This window comes from Methylotenera versatilis 301, from assembly GCF_000093025.1.
GTDB lineage: Bacteria > Pseudomonadota > Gammaproteobacteria > Burkholderiales > Methylophilaceae > Methylotenera > Methylotenera versatilis.
The window spans coordinates 1678459-1695972 of the sequence record NC_014207.1; the positions used below are offsets into that span (position 1 = coordinate 1678459).

At 40.9% G+C, this 17514-nt stretch carries 14 protein-coding genes; 7 read left to right on the plus strand and 7 right to left on the minus strand.

All coding sequences use genetic code 11. The features are described 5' to 3' along the window. Window positions 1-69: 69 nt before the first annotated feature. The 5 genes from M301_RS07665 to M301_RS07685 form a co-directional block, all read right to left on the minus strand. The gene (locus tag M301_RS07665; protein WP_013148196.1) at window positions 70-1725 is read right to left on the minus strand and encodes a GGDEF domain-containing protein; all 1656 of its coding nucleotides are present in this window, start codon (window positions 1723-1725) and stop codon (window positions 70-72) included. A gap of 267 nt (window positions 1726-1992) precedes the next feature. Beyond that, window positions 1993-2976 carry a S49 family peptidase gene (locus tag M301_RS07670; RefSeq protein ID WP_013148197.1) on the minus strand — a complete coding sequence of 328 codons (984 nt, stop codon included), beginning with the start codon at window positions 2974-2976 and terminating at the stop codon, window positions 1993-1995. Window positions 2977-3008: 32 nt separating this feature from the next. Next, the gene (locus tag M301_RS07675; protein ID WP_013148198.1) at window positions 3009-3362 is read right to left on the minus strand and encodes a Rieske (2Fe-2S) protein; all 354 of its coding nucleotides are present in this window, start codon (window positions 3360-3362) and stop codon (window positions 3009-3011) included. A gap of 23 nt (window positions 3363-3385) precedes the next feature. Then, complete coding sequence (locus M301_RS07680) at window positions 3386-4042, minus strand: HAD-IA family hydrolase (protein ID WP_013148199.1); 657 nt, start codon at window positions 4040-4042, stop codon at window positions 3386-3388. Window positions 4043-4064: 22 nt separating this feature from the next. After that, on the minus strand, window positions 4065-5096 hold the full coding sequence (locus M301_RS07685) for an RluA family pseudouridine synthase (RefSeq protein ID WP_013148200.1): 1032 nt from the start codon (window positions 5094-5096) through the stop codon (window positions 4065-4067). A gap of 667 nt (window positions 5097-5763) precedes the next feature. On the opposite strand from M301_RS07685, the gene M301_RS07690 reads away from it, so the two are divergent. After that, complete coding sequence (locus M301_RS07690) at window positions 5764-8448, plus strand: Rne/Rng family ribonuclease (RefSeq protein ID WP_013148201.1); 2685 nt, start codon at window positions 5764-5766, stop codon at window positions 8446-8448. Between the two features lie 110 nt (window positions 8449-8558). On the opposite strand, the gene crcB is transcribed toward M301_RS07690, so the two are convergent. Next, window positions 8559-8942, minus strand: coding sequence for a fluoride efflux transporter CrcB (crcB, locus tag M301_RS07695; RefSeq protein ID WP_013148202.1), 384 nt, complete (start codon window positions 8940-8942; stop codon window positions 8559-8561). A gap of 56 nt (window positions 8943-8998) precedes the next feature. On the opposite strand from crcB, the gene glgA reads away from it, so the two are divergent. Beyond that, on the plus strand, window positions 8999-10483 hold the full coding sequence (gene glgA, locus M301_RS07700) for a glycogen synthase GlgA (RefSeq protein ID WP_013148203.1): 1485 nt from the start codon (window positions 8999-9001) through the stop codon (window positions 10481-10483). A 141-nt stretch (window positions 10484-10624) separates the two neighbouring features. On the opposite strand, the gene orn is transcribed toward glgA, so the two are convergent. After that, window positions 10625-11197, minus strand: coding sequence for an oligoribonuclease (gene orn / locus M301_RS07705; protein ID WP_041359383.1), 573 nt, complete (start codon window positions 11195-11197; stop codon window positions 10625-10627). A gap of 144 nt (window positions 11198-11341) precedes the next feature. On the opposite strand from orn, the gene M301_RS07710 reads away from it, so the two are divergent. From M301_RS07710 to M301_RS07730, 5 genes are all read left to right on the plus strand, one after another. Beyond that, a complete protein-coding gene (locus tag M301_RS07710; protein ID WP_013148205.1) occupies window positions 11342-12604 on the plus strand; it encodes a M48 family metallopeptidase in 1263 nt (420 codons plus the stop codon). Window positions 12605-12632: 28 nt separating this feature from the next. Then, the gene (locus M301_RS07715) at window positions 12633-12941 is read left to right on the plus strand and encodes a c-type cytochrome (protein WP_013148206.1); all 309 of its coding nucleotides are present in this window, start codon (window positions 12633-12635) and stop codon (window positions 12939-12941) included. Window positions 12942-12999: 58 nt separating this feature from the next. Beyond that, entirely contained in the window at window positions 13000-13872 is an 873-nt protein-coding gene (rsgA, locus tag M301_RS07720) for a ribosome small subunit-dependent GTPase A (protein ID WP_013148207.1), read from the plus strand. Between the two features lie 152 nt (window positions 13873-14024). Beyond that, window positions 14025-15641 carry a cyclic di-GMP phosphodiesterase gene (locus tag M301_RS07725; protein ID WP_013148208.1) on the plus strand — a complete coding sequence of 539 codons (1617 nt, stop codon included), beginning with the start codon at window positions 14025-14027 and terminating at the stop codon, window positions 15639-15641. Beyond that, window positions 15634-17439, plus strand: coding sequence for an EAL domain-containing protein (locus M301_RS07730; protein WP_013148209.1), 1806 nt, complete (start codon window positions 15634-15636; stop codon window positions 17437-17439). The genes M301_RS07725 and M301_RS07730 overlap by 8 nt, the downstream gene beginning before the upstream one ends. Window positions 17440-17514 lie beyond the last annotated feature (75 nt).

Below are 17514 nucleotides of genomic sequence, written 5' to 3' on the forward strand. Positions count from 1 at the left end.
TCTTATTTTTCCCACGCTCATCAAGATTAAAAAATATTTTAAGTCACAATACTTCGCTATGATGATCGATTAAATTGAAGCTACCCTCGTATGTTCTCTCTCAAGCTTGCGTAATCGTTTACATTCATACATGCGCTCATCAGATAAACGCATAAGGCTGGCAATGTTATCAACCTCGTAACTATGCGCAGAGCCTGCACTGGCACCTGCAAATTCAAATCCAATTGCTTTCATGTTGGTCAGCGCTTCATCTAGTGCACTCTCAACCTGAGGTACCTCGCCATCATGGCTTAGCACCGCAAACTCATCACCACCAATGCGATACAGTTTAAACGTCTCGCCTAGGCTCTCTTGATAGCAATTAGCAAAACTCATCAATAATTCATCACCGCGCACATGCCCATAAGTATCGTTATAAAACTTTAAGCCATCTAAGTCGACAATACTCAAGCTGCCATGCACAGGCAAATACACGATATCTTTGGTTAAGGCGTGGCGATTTGGCAAATCAGTCAAGGCATCTGAGTACGCAGTTTTATAGCTTGCATCGCGTTCTTCTAATGCCTTTTGTTTATCTGCATGCAGATCAGAAAATTGGAATGAAAGTACAAGCGCCAGTAAAATAACCTCAATAGCTACGCTGACTAAACCAATGTGCTCAATATAATAGGTAAATTCGCTATTAATTTTACTAAGGCTAATAGCCACCAAACCCGATATAAAAAAGATACTAATAGCAACTAAATAGCGCTTTGCAGTGGCATTTTTATTAAGGGTTTGTGTGATGGCCGCAATCAAGCCGTAACTTAAAAACAATGCAACGCCATAGCGACAAAGCTCTAAAGCCCAATTAGGATAACCGATTGCCAAACCTAAAAATAACGACATGATTGCAATGAGGCTAACACCCGCCCAATACAAGCGTTTGTGTATGTTCTTTTTAATTTCTAACAGGTGCATCACAAAAAGTACATAGGCAATATTTGATAGCAGCACAGGCATGGAGACTAAATAAATAGAATGAATGCCTAGAATGTCTGAAAAAACCAACAGCGACGCACAATTAAAGATGAAATTACCTAGAATAAAACTAGCGTACATCGCCTCTGCCCAGCGATTGCGGCTTGTCGCCAAGGTTGCGTAATAAATACCTAAACCAAAAAATATGCCCAGACCAAATAAAGTAATGGCATTACCCAATTTAATTGCAACTTGATAATGTGCCCTATCATCAATATATGGCTCTGGAATCGCTAAAAAATTAGCCGAAATAAGCTCAGTCGCCAAGGTGTAATGCCCAGGTGCTAAGGTTATATCGCGTCCATGTCTTAAAAAATAAGGATTACTATCGGTGTTTTCAATGCCGCCTTCCAGGGTATGTATCAGTTGGTTTTTATCATTAAATACCTGATGTCTGAATTTGCCTATAGTGCTGGTATTTTTAAAATCCAGCACGTACTCATCGTACTTTGCGATATCAATTGAAGCGATATAAAGATAATGTCCACCCGTAAGGTCAACGCCATCAACTTCAGTCCCTATTGACTTTAAAGGATTATCAAGGAAATCCGCCTTGTTATTATCAACTGAATAAGGATGAATTAATTGCCAAGTACCATGAAGATGCTCTGGATTTGCGTACGCAGATTGAATGCTGAATTGAATAGCTACAATGCAAGTAACTAAGGTTATTATAAAATTGATGAGGGTGCGCAACTTGACCATAAACACTTTAATATTCAATTATCTTTGAGTAGCGAACCCAAACAACTATAAAGCAAAATATTCAAGCTGTATACTAAATAAACTCAGATTAAAACATGCTTGAAGCCAGCATTAGCGCCAAGCAAGAGGTAGAACAAGGTCTTACGGGTACTGGCTTTTTAGCTGTAGCTAACAAGCTTTTTTGATAGATAAGTCATGTAAGTGTGAATTTATTCATCCTTACATGACATTCGAGCATAATAGATTATGCCTCTACAAAATCAGTATTTATCGCAGCTGTATGCCTTTTGTCAGCACATCAACTCCAACTGCTTTTGCCATGCTTGCACCTATGCGTTTAGCGATGCGGCTTGTAAAGTCTTCCTGAGAGGTAAAGTCTACTATCTTTTCTTCTTTGATGACGTCTCTAGCAACATAATCTGCACTACCAAGTGCGTCAGCTAGACCCATCTTAATACTTTCTTCGCCGCTCCAGAATAACCCGCTAAAGGTTTCTGGTGTTTCTTTTAAACGACTCCCACGACCTTGACGCACCACCGTTTTAAATTGCTCATGGATTTCATTTAACATAGCCTGCGCTAAAGCTTGATGCTTTGGATTCACTGGTGAAAATGGATCTAGCATCGCTTTGTTTTCACCAGCCGTCAACAAGCGGCGTTCAACGCCTACTTTTTTCATGACTTCTGTAAAACCATAACCATCCATCAATACACCGATTGAGCCGACAATACTGGCTTTATCCACATAAATCTTATCAGCCGCCGCCGCAATGTAATAGCCACCAGATGCGCAAATATCCTCAACTACTGCATAAACAGGTATTTTAGGATGCAATTTCTTTTGGCGTTTAATTTCATCATTAATAATGCCTGCTTGTACTGGGCTGCCACCTGGGCTATTGATACGTAAAATAATACCTTTAGTATTTTTATCATCATAAGCATCATGAAGGCTGCTCATAAACGAATCTGCGTTAACCGCACCACCCGCTTCAATCACACCAGCCACTTCAATCAACGCTGTATGCGAGCCAGTGCTACTCTTTCCGCCACCTAACCAACCCATCGCTAAAAATAGGATGATAAATAAATATGCAAACATGAGCCCTTTGAAGAAAATACTCCAACGGCGCGCTGTTCTTTGTTCCGTCAACGCAGAGCTGGCAAGTTTCTCAATCGCATCACGCTGCCATTTTGTATCATCTGACTTTGAGTTGTTGATTGGTGTATTTTGTTGACTATCTTCTGACATTATTAGCTTTCCTTAGTGTTTCTAAATGAATACTACTTAATTGAATCTAGATTGATTAATATTTCTTGGTTTTGTTCAGTCACTTGTATTGCTTTTAAACTTTTACCTTTACATGGCCCCATCACACAAAAGCCATTATCTGGTCGGTAATGCGCACCGTGCGTAGAGCAAATCAAATAATCTTTTTGAGTTGTAAAAAAATCACCTTCATTCCAGTCTAATTCTATTGGCACATGTGCACACTGGTTAACATAGGCATAAGGCTTTCCATGAAAACGCACTACAAAACCTGTGGCAAACTCACCTAACATTGGTAAAGGAAACCTGACCCCTTTAGCGCCATCTTCTAGCACTTCACTTTTTAAAGTAATGGTATTTTGTGTCATATCACTTGCATCATATCAATGGATTAAGCATGTTCTAGCAGCCATGTACTTAACTCAGAAAAATCAGAAAACTGCTGCATGGGATTAAGATGCTGCCATTGCGTGGCAGCTTGAGCACCGTAAGTCACACCAACCGAACGAACACCTGCATTTTGCGCCATTTGTAAATCATAACTGGTATCGCCGATCATCAATGTGCGCTCAGGCATGACCACCAAATACTCCATCAACTCATCTAACATTTGTGGATGTGGCTTAGAAAAACACTCATCAACGGTACGGGTAGAATGAAAGTATTTAACTAAACCGCTATGCTCTAACGCTAGATTAAGCCCTCGCCGACCTTTACCAGTAGCAACCGCCAATTTAAATCCACGTTTATTCAGCGCCTTGATGGTGTCAGCCGCGCCAGTAAATAGAGGAATCTCACTTTCACCTGCATAGTAATTTGTCGTGTACTGCGTTGCGAGCGCCTGTGCCTGTTCTGCTGGGATATCACCATACAAGGTCTGAATAGATTCACGCAAGCCAAGCCCTATGATATTGCTTGCAGTTTGCGGTGTTAGCGCTGGTAGCCCTACTTGTTCTGCAGCCTTTAAAAGTGCATTAGTAATCATCCCTGTAGAATCTGCTAAAGTACCATCCCAATCCCACACAATTAAATCAAACTGCTTTGTCATTCAAACTTACTCTTTCTCACATTTAAGACTCTAATTTTACTAAAAACTTACTCAACTCAGGCGGCAAAGGCGCGACTAACTCAAGCTTATCGTTTGTCAAAGGATGGCGAATTTTTGTGACAGATGAATGTAAAAACATACGTTTTAAGCCACTTTTCACTAATGACTTATTCACCGCAAAATCGCCATATTTATCATCGCCCACAATCTGAAATCCCAAATGCGCCAATTGAACTCGCAACTGATGGGTGCGCCCTGTCACCAATTGCGCCTCAAGCAAGCTGAATTTACCTAACACTGGATGACTATAGTTCTTCAACAACTTAAACATCGTTTCTGAAGTTTGGCGTTCATTATATTTGTCTTTTGAAACATCGGTCACTACGTTTACACGACGCTCACCATTGGGTAATAAATATTTCTGCAAATCTAATACCACACGTTTTTTTGCCTCTAGCCATTCACCGCGAACCAGCATTAAATAGCGCTTATCTGTTTGGTTGTTACGAATCGCCTCATGCAAAGCAACTAGCGCGCTACGTTTTTTAGCCAGCATCAACACGCCAGAAGTTTCACGGTCTAACCTGTGCACCAACTCCAAGAACTTGGCTTTCGGACGCTCTAAACGCATCTGCTCAATGACACCGCGACTCACCCCGCTGCCACCGTGCACTGCAAAACCAGCTGGCTTATCAATGACTAAGATCGCGTCATCTTCATAAATAATGGTATTTTCAAATTTAGAAACCGCAGGTACGGCTGTCTCAACATGCTCAACAATCGTTGCTCTTATTGGTGGAACTCTAACCACATCACCGATGGTTAAACGAAAATCGGCATCGATGCGCTTTTTATTAACGCGCACTTCGCCACTGCGCAAAATTCTATAGACATGGCTTTTTGGTACGCCTTTGAGAGTTTTGGTCAAAAAATTATCAACGCGCTGACCTTCACTTGCCTCATCAACTGTAAGAAAAGCTGCAGCTAATTCACTTACCTTATTCTTTAACTTATCAATACTATGCTGCTGATTTTGTGGTGTTATATTGTTCATACTTTGCTTAAATGTTTGTAGTAGCCTATACTTACACGATTATCAATTAAGGTTAAAATTAATTGGTAATAAAGAATACTCTCAATTACTTAGAAAAGCGCTTTATAAAAACGCAAGCTTATGTAATTAAAAGTAAAACAGACACTTGGTTAACGCCGCTCGCCATATTATAAAGTAGCAGCAAGTAAAATAGCGCTCAAGCCGCCGCAGACAAATAAACATAAAGCGCGACTTAAGGGAAAAGTTAAATTTAGCAATTTGCTAAATTTGCATTTACTGAAGACAGAATTTTAACGAATTTAAGCCTCAACAGGCGTAAATTTCAATAATTAGTTTAATTTAACGAACAATAAACCAGTTTTAATTTGATTTACTCAATTAAAACAAGCCATTAAAAAATGAGGTTAACTCTGTAAACTTACCGAGGTAAGTCGCACACTTAGCCATACTTTTAAGCGATAGCTTTAAGTATCATTTCTTGAGCGCTTTTAAGAGCACAGCGACACTTGTCACATGCTCTGAATTTAAATCGTTAAATTTCACATTTGCGCAATGCGCCTTCAGTATCTCGGCCAGCATCTCTGGCACTTCACCTTAATTAGCCTTCAATATCAATTGCTTACTCATAAGCATTGAGTCTGCCACCTGAGCCTAACAGGAGCAAACAATGAAACGCATGTTATTTAATGCAACGCAATCTGAAGAGTTACGCGTTGCGATTGTAGATGGTCAAAAACTTATCGATTTAGATATCGAACACGCTGGTAAAGAGCAACGTAAAAGCAATATTTACAAAGGTGTTATCACACGTATCGAACCATCATTAGAAGCGGCCTTTGTCGATTACGGTATGGATAGACACGGCTTTTTACCATTCAAAGAAGTAGCGCGCAGCTACTATAAAGAAGGCGCAGATGGCAAATCGCGCATTCAAGATGCATTAAAAGAAGGTCAAGAACTTATCGTTCAAGTTGATAAAGACGAGCGCGGCAACAAAGGTGCTGCGCTGACAACATTTATCTCGCTTGCTGGTCGTTACTTAGTGTTAATGCCAAACAACCCTCGTGGCGGTGGTGTTTCACGCCGCATCGAAGGTGAAGACCGTGACGAGCTACGTGATGTATTAGCTCAGTTAGAAGTACCAAAAGGCATGAGTATTATTGCTCGTACCGCTGGTATTGGTCGCAACGCTGAAGAATTGCAGTGGGATTTAAACTACCTTACGCAATTATGGACAGCCATTGATGGCGCGTCTGCCATGCAAGCGGGTGCTTATCTAATCTACCAAGAAGGCAGCTTAGTGATTCGCGCTATTCGCGATTACTTTAGCTCTGACATTGGTGAAATCTTGATTGATACACCGGACATTCACGAACAAGCTGTACAGTTCATGAACCACGTGATGCCAGGCAATGTGAATCGTGTAAAATTGTATCAAGATGAAATTCCACTGTTCACGCGTTTTCAAATTGAGCATCAAATTGAATCTGCTTTTGCACGTGAGGTGCGCTTGCCTTCAGGTGGCGCAATTGTGATCGACCACACGGAAGCTTTGGTTTCAGTGGACGTTAACTCAGGCCGCGCAACTCGCGGTAGTGATATTGAACATACTGCTTTCAACACCAATATTGAAGCGGCTGAAGAAGTGGCTCGTCAATTACGTTTACGCGACTTAGGTGGCTTGGTTGTGATTGACTTTATCGATATGGAAAGTCAGCGCAATCAGCGTGAAGTTGAAAACGCTTTACGTGATGCCTTACATGTTGACCGTGCACGCGTGCAGACAGGTAAAATTTCACGTTTTGGTTTATTAGAGTTATCACGTCAACGCTTACGTCCTAGCTTAGGTGAAACTAACCACATCCCTTGCCCACGTTGTAGCGGCACTGGTCATATCCGCGGTATTGAATCAACTGCATTGCACATTTTGCGTATTACGCAAGAAGATGCGATGAAAGAAAACAGCGCTATTATTCAGGTGCAATTACCTGTTGAAGTGGCTACATTCTTACTCAACGAAAAACGTGCTGACATTCACAAAATTGAACAACGCATGGGCGTAGAAGTAGTTTTGATTCCTAACATTCACCTTGAAACGCCTAACTACAATATCGTGCGTATCAAGCATGATGATGTGAATGAAGAAACGAATCGTGCAAGCTACAAACTAGTAGAAATGCCAGCTGAAACTACATTCATTCCAACTGCAGAAGAAACCGCCAAAGCGGTAAGACCAGTTGCTGCAGTGAAAGGCATTACGCCTGCAGCACCTGCGCCGATTGTAGCTGAAAAAGAAGCTGAAGTTGTTGCAGCGCCTAAACTGTCATTCTTTGCAAAAATTAAAAACTTCTTTGTTTCTACTCCTACAGCAGTAGAAGCACCTAAAACTGAAGCTGAAAAAGCAGAAGATACACGTCGCGAAAATAACCGAAACAACCGCAACCGTAACAATCGCAACCGTAACGAACGTAACCGTGGCGATCGTCCAGAGAAGGACGTGAATCGTGCTAATCGCCCGAACGAAAATGCGCGTCCTGCTGATGCTAAGCCACAAGAACCACGCCAACAAAAACCTCAACAAGCTAAAAACGAGCAAGCGCGTCCTGATCAGAACCGCAATGACAAACCACGCAATAATAATCAGCCTGCTAATGTTACGCCTGAAGCCGCTGCAAACAATGCACCAGCTACGAATGTAACAGCTGAGCAAACTGCTGAGCGCACTGGCAGCCGACGTAATCGCAACAACCGTCGTGGACGTCGTGACCGTGATGATACAGTGGCACGTGATGCAAATCGTCCGTTCGTTCCAAATGAGGAAATGAGTGCCAATCAGCCAAACGTAAGTGCTGAAGTGGTAGTCACGGATACAAACAATACTGCGGAACAAACCAAACCAGTAGAGCAAGCTAAACCAAAAGCGCAGGCAGTAACCGTTTCTATTGAAAACACAGCAAGCGAGAGTACTACACCAGTTGTAGAGACTAAAGCGAGCGAAGCGCCTAAAGCAAACAACAAGAAACCTAAAGCAGTTAAAGCACCAGTAGTGAAAGCTGAAGCTACTAACGAAGTAGCTGGCGAAGCTGCACCTGCTGTGGCGACAGAAGCTGCTCCAGCAAAAGCTGACAACAAGCGCCCTGCTCGCCCACGCAAACCAAAAACTGAAGCGAAACCAGTTGACTTAGCTGCGGCAGGTTTACAATTGGTAGAAACGAAAGCCGATGCACCAAAAGCAGTAACTGTTGAAGAAGTTAAGCCAAAGGCACCACGCAAAGCGGCAAATTGGCAGAAAAATGCTACAGTAGATGCAAGCGCAGAGCCTTTAGTAATGGTGGAAACACAAAATAAATAGTATTAAAAATGTATTAAGGTGAAAACCTAGCAACAAAAAAGCCCTGATTCTTCAGGGCTTTTTTGTTTGAGACTCAATTTTACTAAGGTTTATTATAGTGTTACCAAAGACTAACTGCGTATGATTTGCACAGTGTATAAACCTAAACCTGTCATGGCTAACGAACCCAACACATGAACTAATATATGCGTTGTCGCCCAAGCGTATTGCCCCCTAGTCAACATAGTCACGGCTTCAGAAGAAAAAGTAGAGAAAGTTGTTAGGCCTCCTAGTAAGCCAGTCACCAAGAAAAGCCTAACTTCTGGGGCTAATGTTGACGAAAGTACAGAAACTCCCATGAATAAACCAATAAGATAACCTCCCACCAAATTTGCCACCAAGGTGCCTAATGGTAATGCTGGAAAACTTGTGTTAAGCATCACACTTAAGCCCCAACGCATCCACGCACCAATGGCAGCACCAGTACCAACCGCTAAAAATCCGTTAAATCCCATGCTCACCCCTGAAACAATGTTATAGCCATTAATTTATACAATATAATAATGCATCAATGTCATTATGCAGAAAGTATATTTTGCGCGTTTTATTCGTCACATCTGAAGTATTCCCTCTAATAAAAACTGGCGGCTTAGCCGATGTAAGCGGCTCACTACCTTCCGCGCTGCAGAATCTAAGTGTTGATGTACGCATTTTGGTGCCAGGCTATCCCTCAGTCTTAAAGCAGCTGGACGACTTACATCACCTCGCTACACTGAAAAATTTACCCGTCATCGAAAATGCTGAACTCATGATGGGAACAATTCTAGACACTGACATCAAAGTGATGGTGATAAAAGCGGCAGGATTATATGAACGCGAAGGCGGTCCTTATGTAGATGCGACTGGACAGGAGTGGTTAGATAACCCCGTACGCTTTGGCATATTATCAAAAGCAGCTGCGGTGATTAGCGGGCCAAACAGTCCCATTCCTGAATGGCGACCTGACATTGTGCATTGCAACGACTGGCAAACAGGCTTAACACCAGCCTACATGAAGCTGGTAGAGCATACTTCTGCGAAGTCCATCATCAGCCTACACAATATGGCATTTCAAGGCTGCTACGCGCCAGGCTGGCTAACTACGTTAGCTTTACCTCATGGTAATTTTGCAGTGGAAGGCTTTGAATATCATGGTCAGTTATCTTTCTTAAAAGCAGGTATCTTTTATGCGGATGCTATTACAACAGTTAGCCCAAGCTATGCAAAAGAAATTCAGACAGCAGAGTTCGGCTTCGGCTTGGAAGGCTTACTCAGCAAGCGCAGCAATGAGCTGAAAGGTATTCTGAACGGCATTGAAACTGATGAGTGGAACCCAGAAACAGATTTTCATCTCGCCAAAAATTATAGCGCAAGTAAATTAGCGGGTAAAAAAGAGGTTAAAAATGCGTTGCAGCAAAGACTTGGGCTTCAAATTGATGCAAATGCACCATTATTAGGCGTAGTCAGTCGCCTAACACATCAAAAAGGCTTGGATATGCTAGTGCCTATCGTGCAGAAATTGGTGGACTCTGGTTGCCAATTAGCCTTATTGGGGAGCGGTGAAAGCTCGCTTGAAAACGCCTTCCGCCACCTCGCTAATGACAACCCCAATAAAGTCAGCGTCACTATTGGTTATAACGAGCAGTTATCACACCAAATCATGGCTGGGGCTGATATGTTCATCATGCCATCACGCTTTGAACCTTGCGGGCTAAATCAGCTGTACGGGCTGGCATATGGCACGCCGCCTATCGTTAACGCGACTGGTGGGTTGGCGGATTCAGTGGTTGATACGAATATCATCACGTTTAAAAACAAAACGGCGAATGGTTTTGTGATGAGTGAAGCAAGCCCTGCTAGCTTGCTAAGCTGTATTAAACAAGCCTTAAATGTATTCAATAACGATACAAAAGCTTGGCAACAAATCCAAAAAAACGGCATGCAACAGAATTTAAGCTGGGATAAAAGCGCTTTAGAATATTTGGCTGAATATAAAAAATTGCTTGGAATTGAATAAAATATAGTTAAATTAAATGAGGCGAGAAACTTGGCATGCTAAATGCTTTACTAATACTAAGCTTCTCCAAAGCTAGTTTCTCCTCCCTCTAGGGCGTCTTGATAGACGCCCTCTTTTTTTTGCCTTTGTCGTTACTAGTTGCTACTTAACGATAAAGTGCTCACGATAATATTTTAGTTCATCGATAGACTCATAAATGTCTGCCAACGCTTCGTGCTTGCTGGCTTTTTTAAATCCTGAGTAGATTTCTGGCTTCCAACGGCGTGCGAGTTCTTTAAATACACTGACGTCCAAATTACGGTAGTGAAAATAGCTCTCCAAATCTGGCATATAGCGCGCCATAAAGCGCCTATCCTGACAGATTGAGTTGCCACACATAGGTGACTTATTAGCTGGTACGAACTGCTTTAAAAACGCGATCATTTGCAAGGTGGCTTCAGACTCATCTAAAGTAGAAGCTTTCACCTTTTCAATTAAACCAGAACGACCATGTGCGCCTTTGTTCCATGCATCCATACCGTCTAAAACTGCATCACTTTGATGAATTACAAACACTGGCGACTCGCCTAATACGTTCAAGTCTGCATCGGTAACAACTGCAGCGAGTTCTAAAATACGGTCTGAATCTGGCAATAAGCCACTCATTTCCATATCAAGCCAAATTAAATTATTCTGATTAGTACTGCTGGTTGATTCGGCCATCATGATTTCCATTAAAATTTAAGTTATTAAGCAAACTTGATGAACTAACACCAAGAAAATGCTTCACAATACCAATATATTAACTTATTTAACTTAACGATTACACTTATCGAAGTATCAATTACAGTTACTCAACAATTAGAGATAATAAAACACATGCCTTTTGCACCAACATCTATTCTTACCTACATTTTTGTTAGCTTACTCGTTGCTACGACTCTAGTTCGCATCTGGCTTGCGCGCAGACAAATCGCCCACGTACAAGCCAATCGCAATCAAGTGCCAGTAGCCTTTAAAGATAGTATCGCTTTGGATGCACATCAAAAAGCCGCTGATTACTCCACAGCTAAAACAAAATTAGTGATTACTGAAACCGTGGTGCAAGCTTTGTTGCTAGCAGCACTAACCCTTGGCGGTGGTTTACAATGGATCGATGACATTTGGCGCAACATGCTTCCATCGCAAGAGATTATTCGTGGTGCCTTGGTCATTTGTAGCGCCATGTTGGTCAGCAGTGTTATTGATCTGCCTTTTGAATATTACAAAACATTTGCTGTCGATGAAAAGTTCGGCTTTAACAAGATGACGCCTACCATGTTTTTTAGCGACCTTATTAAACATAGCTTGGTTGGTCTCGCACTAGGCGCACCTATTCTATTTGCTGCTTTGTGGCTCATGCAAGGTGCTGGTCAGTACTGGTGGTTATACCTATGGGTGATCTGGAGTGTGTTTAATCTTGTGATGTTGGCGGTATACCCAACATATATTGCACCATTATTTAACAAATTCTCCCCATTAAAAGATGAAAATCTAAAACAGCGCATAGAAGCCTTACTCACAAAATGTGGCTTTAAATCACAGGGCTTATTTGTGATGGATGGTTCATCACGCAGCAGTCATGGCAACGCCTATTTTACTGGCTTCGGCGCATCAAAACGCGTTGTATTTTTTGACACTTTACTCGAAAGATTAAATGTAGACGAAATCGAAGCGGTACTTGCACATGAGCTAGGTCACTTTAAGCACCATCACGTGATTAAGCGCATTGTGATGCTATTTTCTATAAGCTTTTTAGGTTTGGCTTTATTAGGTTGGTTGATCAATCAACCATGGTTCTACACAGGCTTAGGCGTAACGCAAATTAGTAATTACATGGCTTTAATTCTATTTTTGTTGGTATCGCCCATATTCTTATTTTTACTACGCCCGATGATGGCTAGCTACTCACGTAAAAACGAGTTTGAGGCCGATGACTACGCCGCCAATCACGCTAGCGCTAAAGACTTAGTTAAAGCATTAGTTAAACTTTATCGTGATAACGCCTCTACGCTCACGCCAGATCCATTACATTCAGCTTTTTATGACTCTCATCCACCAGCTAGCATTAGAATTTCTAAATTAGCAGCGTATACTAGCTGAACGTAAGATACGCTGTTGGGGAATTGTGATGAAATCGCTATTAATAGGCAGTTTGATATTACTAAGTGGCATTGCATCTGCCGAACCATTTGCATCAGCAGATGCTAACGCGGGCAAGGCGCTGGTCGCAAAGAACTGTGTCAGTTGCCATGCCGAAAGCTTCGGCAGTGATGGCTCAAGCATTTACACGCGTGAATTTCGCAAAGTAAAAACATCTAAAGGCTTAGTTGCACAAGTACGTAACTGCAACACCATGATTGGCCTCAAATGGTTTGAAGACGAAGAGCTCAATGTCGCCAAATACCTCAACCAAACCTATTATAAATTTACTGAATAATTTGACTACTCCTCCAACGGCAACAACCAAGCAAACCTCTCCCAAAAATGACTCTGCAATGATAGGCACCGTCGTCGCTGCCTATGGCAAACGGTTTCAAGTTGAGTTAATCGACAAAAAGCGCATCAGCTGTGTGACGCGCGGAAAAAAAACAGATTTAGCCTGTGGAGACGTTGTCACCATAAAATTCACAGACAAACACGAAGGTGTTGTTGAATCAACCTTGCCACGCAAGACCTTGCTATATCGTAGTAATGCCTTCAAAAGTAAAATGTTAGCGGCAAATGTCACACAGATTATTATTGTACTTGCCACACAACCAAGCTTTTACGAAGCTTTACTCAATCGTTGCCTGATTGCTGCGGAAGCCGCTAATATTACAGCGCTGATTGTTTTGAATAAATGTGACTTAGCTGACAATGACGATGCCAAGCAGAAACTAAAGCTTTACACGGATTTAGGCTATCGCGTGCTTTCTCTGTCTGCAAAAGAAGATATTTCAACACTAAGGCCCTATTTGCAGAATGAAGCAAGTATTTTAGTTGGCCAGTCTGGCATGGGAAAATCTACCATCATTAATGCGCTTCTGCCCAATGAAGATGTGCGCACTCGCGAAGTCAGTCATGTATTAGATAGCGGCAAACACACCACAACTGCCGCACACTTATACCACCTTGATGAGCATAGCCAATTAATTGATTCGCCAGGCTTGCAAGAGTTTGGACTGCATCATCTTAGTACAGATGAACTTGAGCACGCTTTCATAGAATTCAGGCCATATCTAGGTAAATGCAGATTTAATAATTGTAAGCATTTACAAGAGCCAGACTGTGCAATTACATCGGCAGTAGATCATCATAAAATAGCCCCTGAAAGACTTGCTATTTATAAAATGCTGCGTTTAGAAATCCAACAGCAATCATCATTGTAATATCTTAAAAATGCAGAAAATAGATTTCCATCACTTAAGAAATCAAAAACCACGTCAATACGATGTAAAAAACTCAACAAAATTAATAGCCTGCAATATAATAGAAAAATGACAATGCATGTATTAACTGAAGCATTAAAAAGTGCCTTTGAATGACTGACATTCGCCGCGAAAAAACCCAAGTATCCTTATTAGAAATTGGGATGTTTGTATGTGAGCTGGACAGGCCATGGCTGGGTACGCCTTTTATGCTTGAAGGCCTGCTTATTGAAGATGATGAGCAAATTACTACAATTGCATCTTTATGTGAATTTGTCTATATAGATCGAACCGTATCAGTTGGTCGCCACTTCACTGCAGCTGCCAAAGAACAAGTGTCCATCAAGCACGATGGTTCTGTTAATCGACTAACCATAGACGTTAACACTGGCAAACGAACTAGCAACTCCATCAATAAATCTACAAAGCTTGGTGCACCCAATGCTAAGTTCTCATTCCTCGATATCCTTAAAGAAATACACTCTGGAAATCAAGCCGCTTTATCTGGTGAAACAAACCCCACCAATTCTGATGCCGTATTTAAAGTACAGTATATTAGCGACAATAAAATTGTTGAAATCAATGATGATAAAGTTACTGAAAATACAACGCTAGCCACACAGATTAAAACTGATTTTTCTAACTTCATTACTGGGCTTACTAGCTGGGGTGGCAAGCAGAAAAAGCTCAAATCCAGTATTGATAAAAATGCTGTAAAGGCAGATTTAGCAAAAAATGAAGTTCGTCACGATGGTTACAAAATCACTATTTTTGACGAAGCTCCGCCAGTAGAAGATGAAATAGCGGCCATTTACCCAATCTATGAAAAATCACAACTCGCAACAAAAGAGATGTTTGAAGCGCTAGCGCTTGACCATGAAATTGATTTATCTAAAATTCATGAAGCTTTAGATGGCATGGTGGAGAGCATAGAGCGTAACCCTGATGCGCTACTGTGGTTAGCTAAGCTAAAGCAAACCGATAACTATTCATATAACCACGCAATGAGCGTTTCAATTACGTTAATGGCATTGGCAAACTTTATGTCCTTACCTAAAAAGCAAGTAAAAGATTTAGGCTTAGCAGGATTACTGCAAGACATAGGCAAAGCAAAAATACCTACAGAACTATTGCATAAGCACGACAAAATTACGCATGATGAATTTGAAATTCTGAAAAAACATGTTGAACATGCACTTGCTTTATTAGAAGCTACAGAAAATATTTCCAGCACGGTGATACTAACCGTTTCACAGCATCATGAACGCATAGATGGTAGTGGCTACCCTTACAAACTATCAGGTAATCAGATTAGTTTAACCGGTCAAATGGCTGGACTAATAGACACTTATTGCGCACTAACCACGAACAAAGTGTATGCAAAAGGCGTTTACAACCAAATCGCTTTAGAAGAAATTCACTCTTTGCGTGGCTTTAAATTTAACGGTGTATTAATTGACCAGCTAGTACAGTTTCTAGGCATGTACCCGGTAAGCTCACTAGTAGATCTCAACTCAGGTGAAGTTGGCGTCGTGATTCAACAAAACAGCGTGCGGCGCTTATTACCTAGGGTCATGATATTACTTAATCCCGACAAAACTAGAAATGAATTTCCTGCGATTATTAATTTAATCAACTCACCACTTACGCCATCAGGCGAGCCTTATAAAATTGTAAGGGGATTGCCACCAGACAGTTATGGTTTAAGTGCTAACAATTATTATGCCTAACCTTACCAACATCACATTACAACTCGCGCACCAATCAAATACAACAACGCTATATCAAAATTTTGAAATTCAATTAGATTCTAACTTACTGCTGCAGTTGATGGTTAGTTACAACCTAAAAGCCTCTGATGTCACTGGTGACTATGTTTTCAATTCTCTGGTATTTGAACAATTTGTTAAAACTGAACCATATAACGGTGGCAACAGTGTATTAAAAAACACAACTCACGCTATTAGCAGTTGGCCACAAAAATTAAGCTGGTCTCAACTAAACCAACAAATAAACAACTTTCTGCTTGCTTGGCTTAACGATTATAAATTAGGCGCAAATTTAGATGCAGCCTTTCTGCTAGCGCGCTGTTTAGAATTAAAATCTAGCAAAAATTCTCAATTTCAGAGCTTGCTCACCCATCTTATTGCTCGTGTAACAAACCAGCTTGAACTATATAAATTCAGTTATGTGCAAAACTTTGATTTAGATACCGGTCTCCCAAATCAACATTTGTTACTCAACTTACTTAACCTGAGCTTAAGTAACATCCAGCAGAATGATTTATCGAAGCCCTCTATTCCAGCTGAGCAAACACATCTAGGTTTGATATTAGTCAATCTCAATATTAACTACGGCGAAGCTTCCCAACAGAACTCAGCCACGACTAATTTAATGCTTGCAGCTATGCATACCATACAGCAACACTTAAATGATGACGCAACCTTATTTCATGTAGGTGCCATAGATCTAGCGATTTTGATTAACCCATTGAAATCGCCAACTCAATTAAACCTAATCGCAACGAAACTCTTGCATGCGTTTGAGACAGCACTACCGCTGGAAAATATAACATTAATACTAAACCCACATTTTGGCGCAATCAGCACTTTCAACATACAAACAAACGCCATTTCTTTTTATGAGTACGCTAAATTGGCTTTAAATCAGGCGACTATTAAGAACGAACAAATCAAAATCTACGACCAGAATATTTCCTCATCATTCATGAGTTCACAACTTCTTGATAAAGCGATTATTGAAGCATTACAGCAAAACGAGCTTTCACTGTTCTTACAGCCTATAGTCACGATTAACGATCAATCTTTATTAGATGAAGTTAGTAGATGCACAAGTGCAGAAGTGTTATTGCGCTGGCAGAGTCAAGAATGGCTATCAATCTCACCTGCGAGGTTACTTGATGTCATCTATAAAAAAGGTTTCGGCAAAGTATTTATACGCTGGTTAATCAATAATGCATGTCAGCGTTGCGCTGAATTAGCATCTACCTATCAACACAATGTTTCACTGACAATCAATTTAAGCAGTGTGGATTTACTGGATTCAGATTTACCTGAGCTACTCTCACAATCTATTGTGCTTTGGAACATTCCTGCTGAAAGCCTAACGATTGAAATCACTGAAAATGACATTTTAGTTGATGAGGTAAAAGTATCACGGGTACTAGATCAAATTATTCAATTAGGCTGCAAACTCGCTCTAGATGATTTCGGCACAGGTTATTCATCCATGGCACGTCTACGCAACATGCCAATCAACATTGTCAAAATTGATCAAAGCTTTGTACGGAATATCTCCAGCTCGACTCAAGATAGGGCCATTGTTAAATCCATCATTAAATTAGCCCATAGCTTGGGTAAAGAGGTGATTGCTGAAGGTGTTGAGGATTTAGCTTGTCTCAACATATTAAAAGAGATGAATTGTGAGAAAATTCAAGGCTATTACTACGGAAAACCCATGTCTTTCGAAGAGTTTATCACTTGGCTAGATGCATTTAAAATGCCATAGCTCACTTAAGTTTGAAAAAGCCATTTTAAAAATTTTGAATTACGCTTAGCTTAAAATAATTAACAGTCAGCGTAT

What these genes read in the sequence shown, in the direction of transcription:
- M301_RS07665 (WP_013148196.1), bottom strand. Translation starts at nt 1,725, where the DNA reads ATGGTCAAGTTGCGCACCCTCATCAATTTTATAATAACCTTAGTTACT.
- M301_RS07670 (WP_013148197.1), bottom strand. Translation starts at nt 2,976, where the DNA reads ATGTCAGAAGATAGTCAACAAAATACACCAATCAACAACTCAAAGTCA.
- M301_RS07675 (WP_013148198.1), bottom strand. Translation starts at nt 3,362, where the DNA reads ATGACACAAAATACCATTACTTTAAAAAGTGAAGTGCTAGAAGATGGC.
- M301_RS07680 (WP_013148199.1), bottom strand. Translation starts at nt 4,042, where the DNA reads ATGACAAAGCAGTTTGATTTAATTGTGTGGGATTGGGATGGTACTTTA.
- M301_RS07685 (WP_013148200.1), bottom strand. Translation starts at nt 5,096, where the DNA reads ATGAACAATATAACACCACAAAATCAGCAGCATAGTATTGATAAGTTA.
- M301_RS07690 (WP_013148201.1), top strand. Translation starts at nt 5,764, where the DNA reads ATGAAACGCATGTTATTTAATGCAACGCAATCTGAAGAGTTACGCGTT.
- crcB (WP_013148202.1), bottom strand. Translation starts at nt 8,942, where the DNA reads ATGGGATTTAACGGATTTTTAGCGGTTGGTACTGGTGCTGCCATTGGT.
- glgA (WP_013148203.1), top strand. Translation starts at nt 8,999, where the DNA reads ATGTCATTATGCAGAAAGTATATTTTGCGCGTTTTATTCGTCACATCT.
- orn (WP_041359383.1), bottom strand. Translation starts at nt 11,197, where the DNA reads ATGGAAATCATGATGGCCGAATCAACCAGCAGTACTAATCAGAATAAT.
- M301_RS07710 (WP_013148205.1), top strand. Translation starts at nt 11,342, where the DNA reads ATGCCTTTTGCACCAACATCTATTCTTACCTACATTTTTGTTAGCTTA.
- M301_RS07715 (WP_013148206.1), top strand. Translation starts at nt 12,633, where the DNA reads ATGAAATCGCTATTAATAGGCAGTTTGATATTACTAAGTGGCATTGCA.
- rsgA (WP_013148207.1), top strand. Translation starts at nt 13,000, where the DNA reads ATGATAGGCACCGTCGTCGCTGCCTATGGCAAACGGTTTCAAGTTGAG.
- M301_RS07725 (WP_013148208.1), top strand. Translation starts at nt 14,025, where the DNA reads ATGACTGACATTCGCCGCGAAAAAACCCAAGTATCCTTATTAGAAATT.
- M301_RS07730 (WP_013148209.1), top strand. Translation starts at nt 15,634, where the DNA reads ATGCCTAACCTTACCAACATCACATTACAACTCGCGCACCAATCAAAT.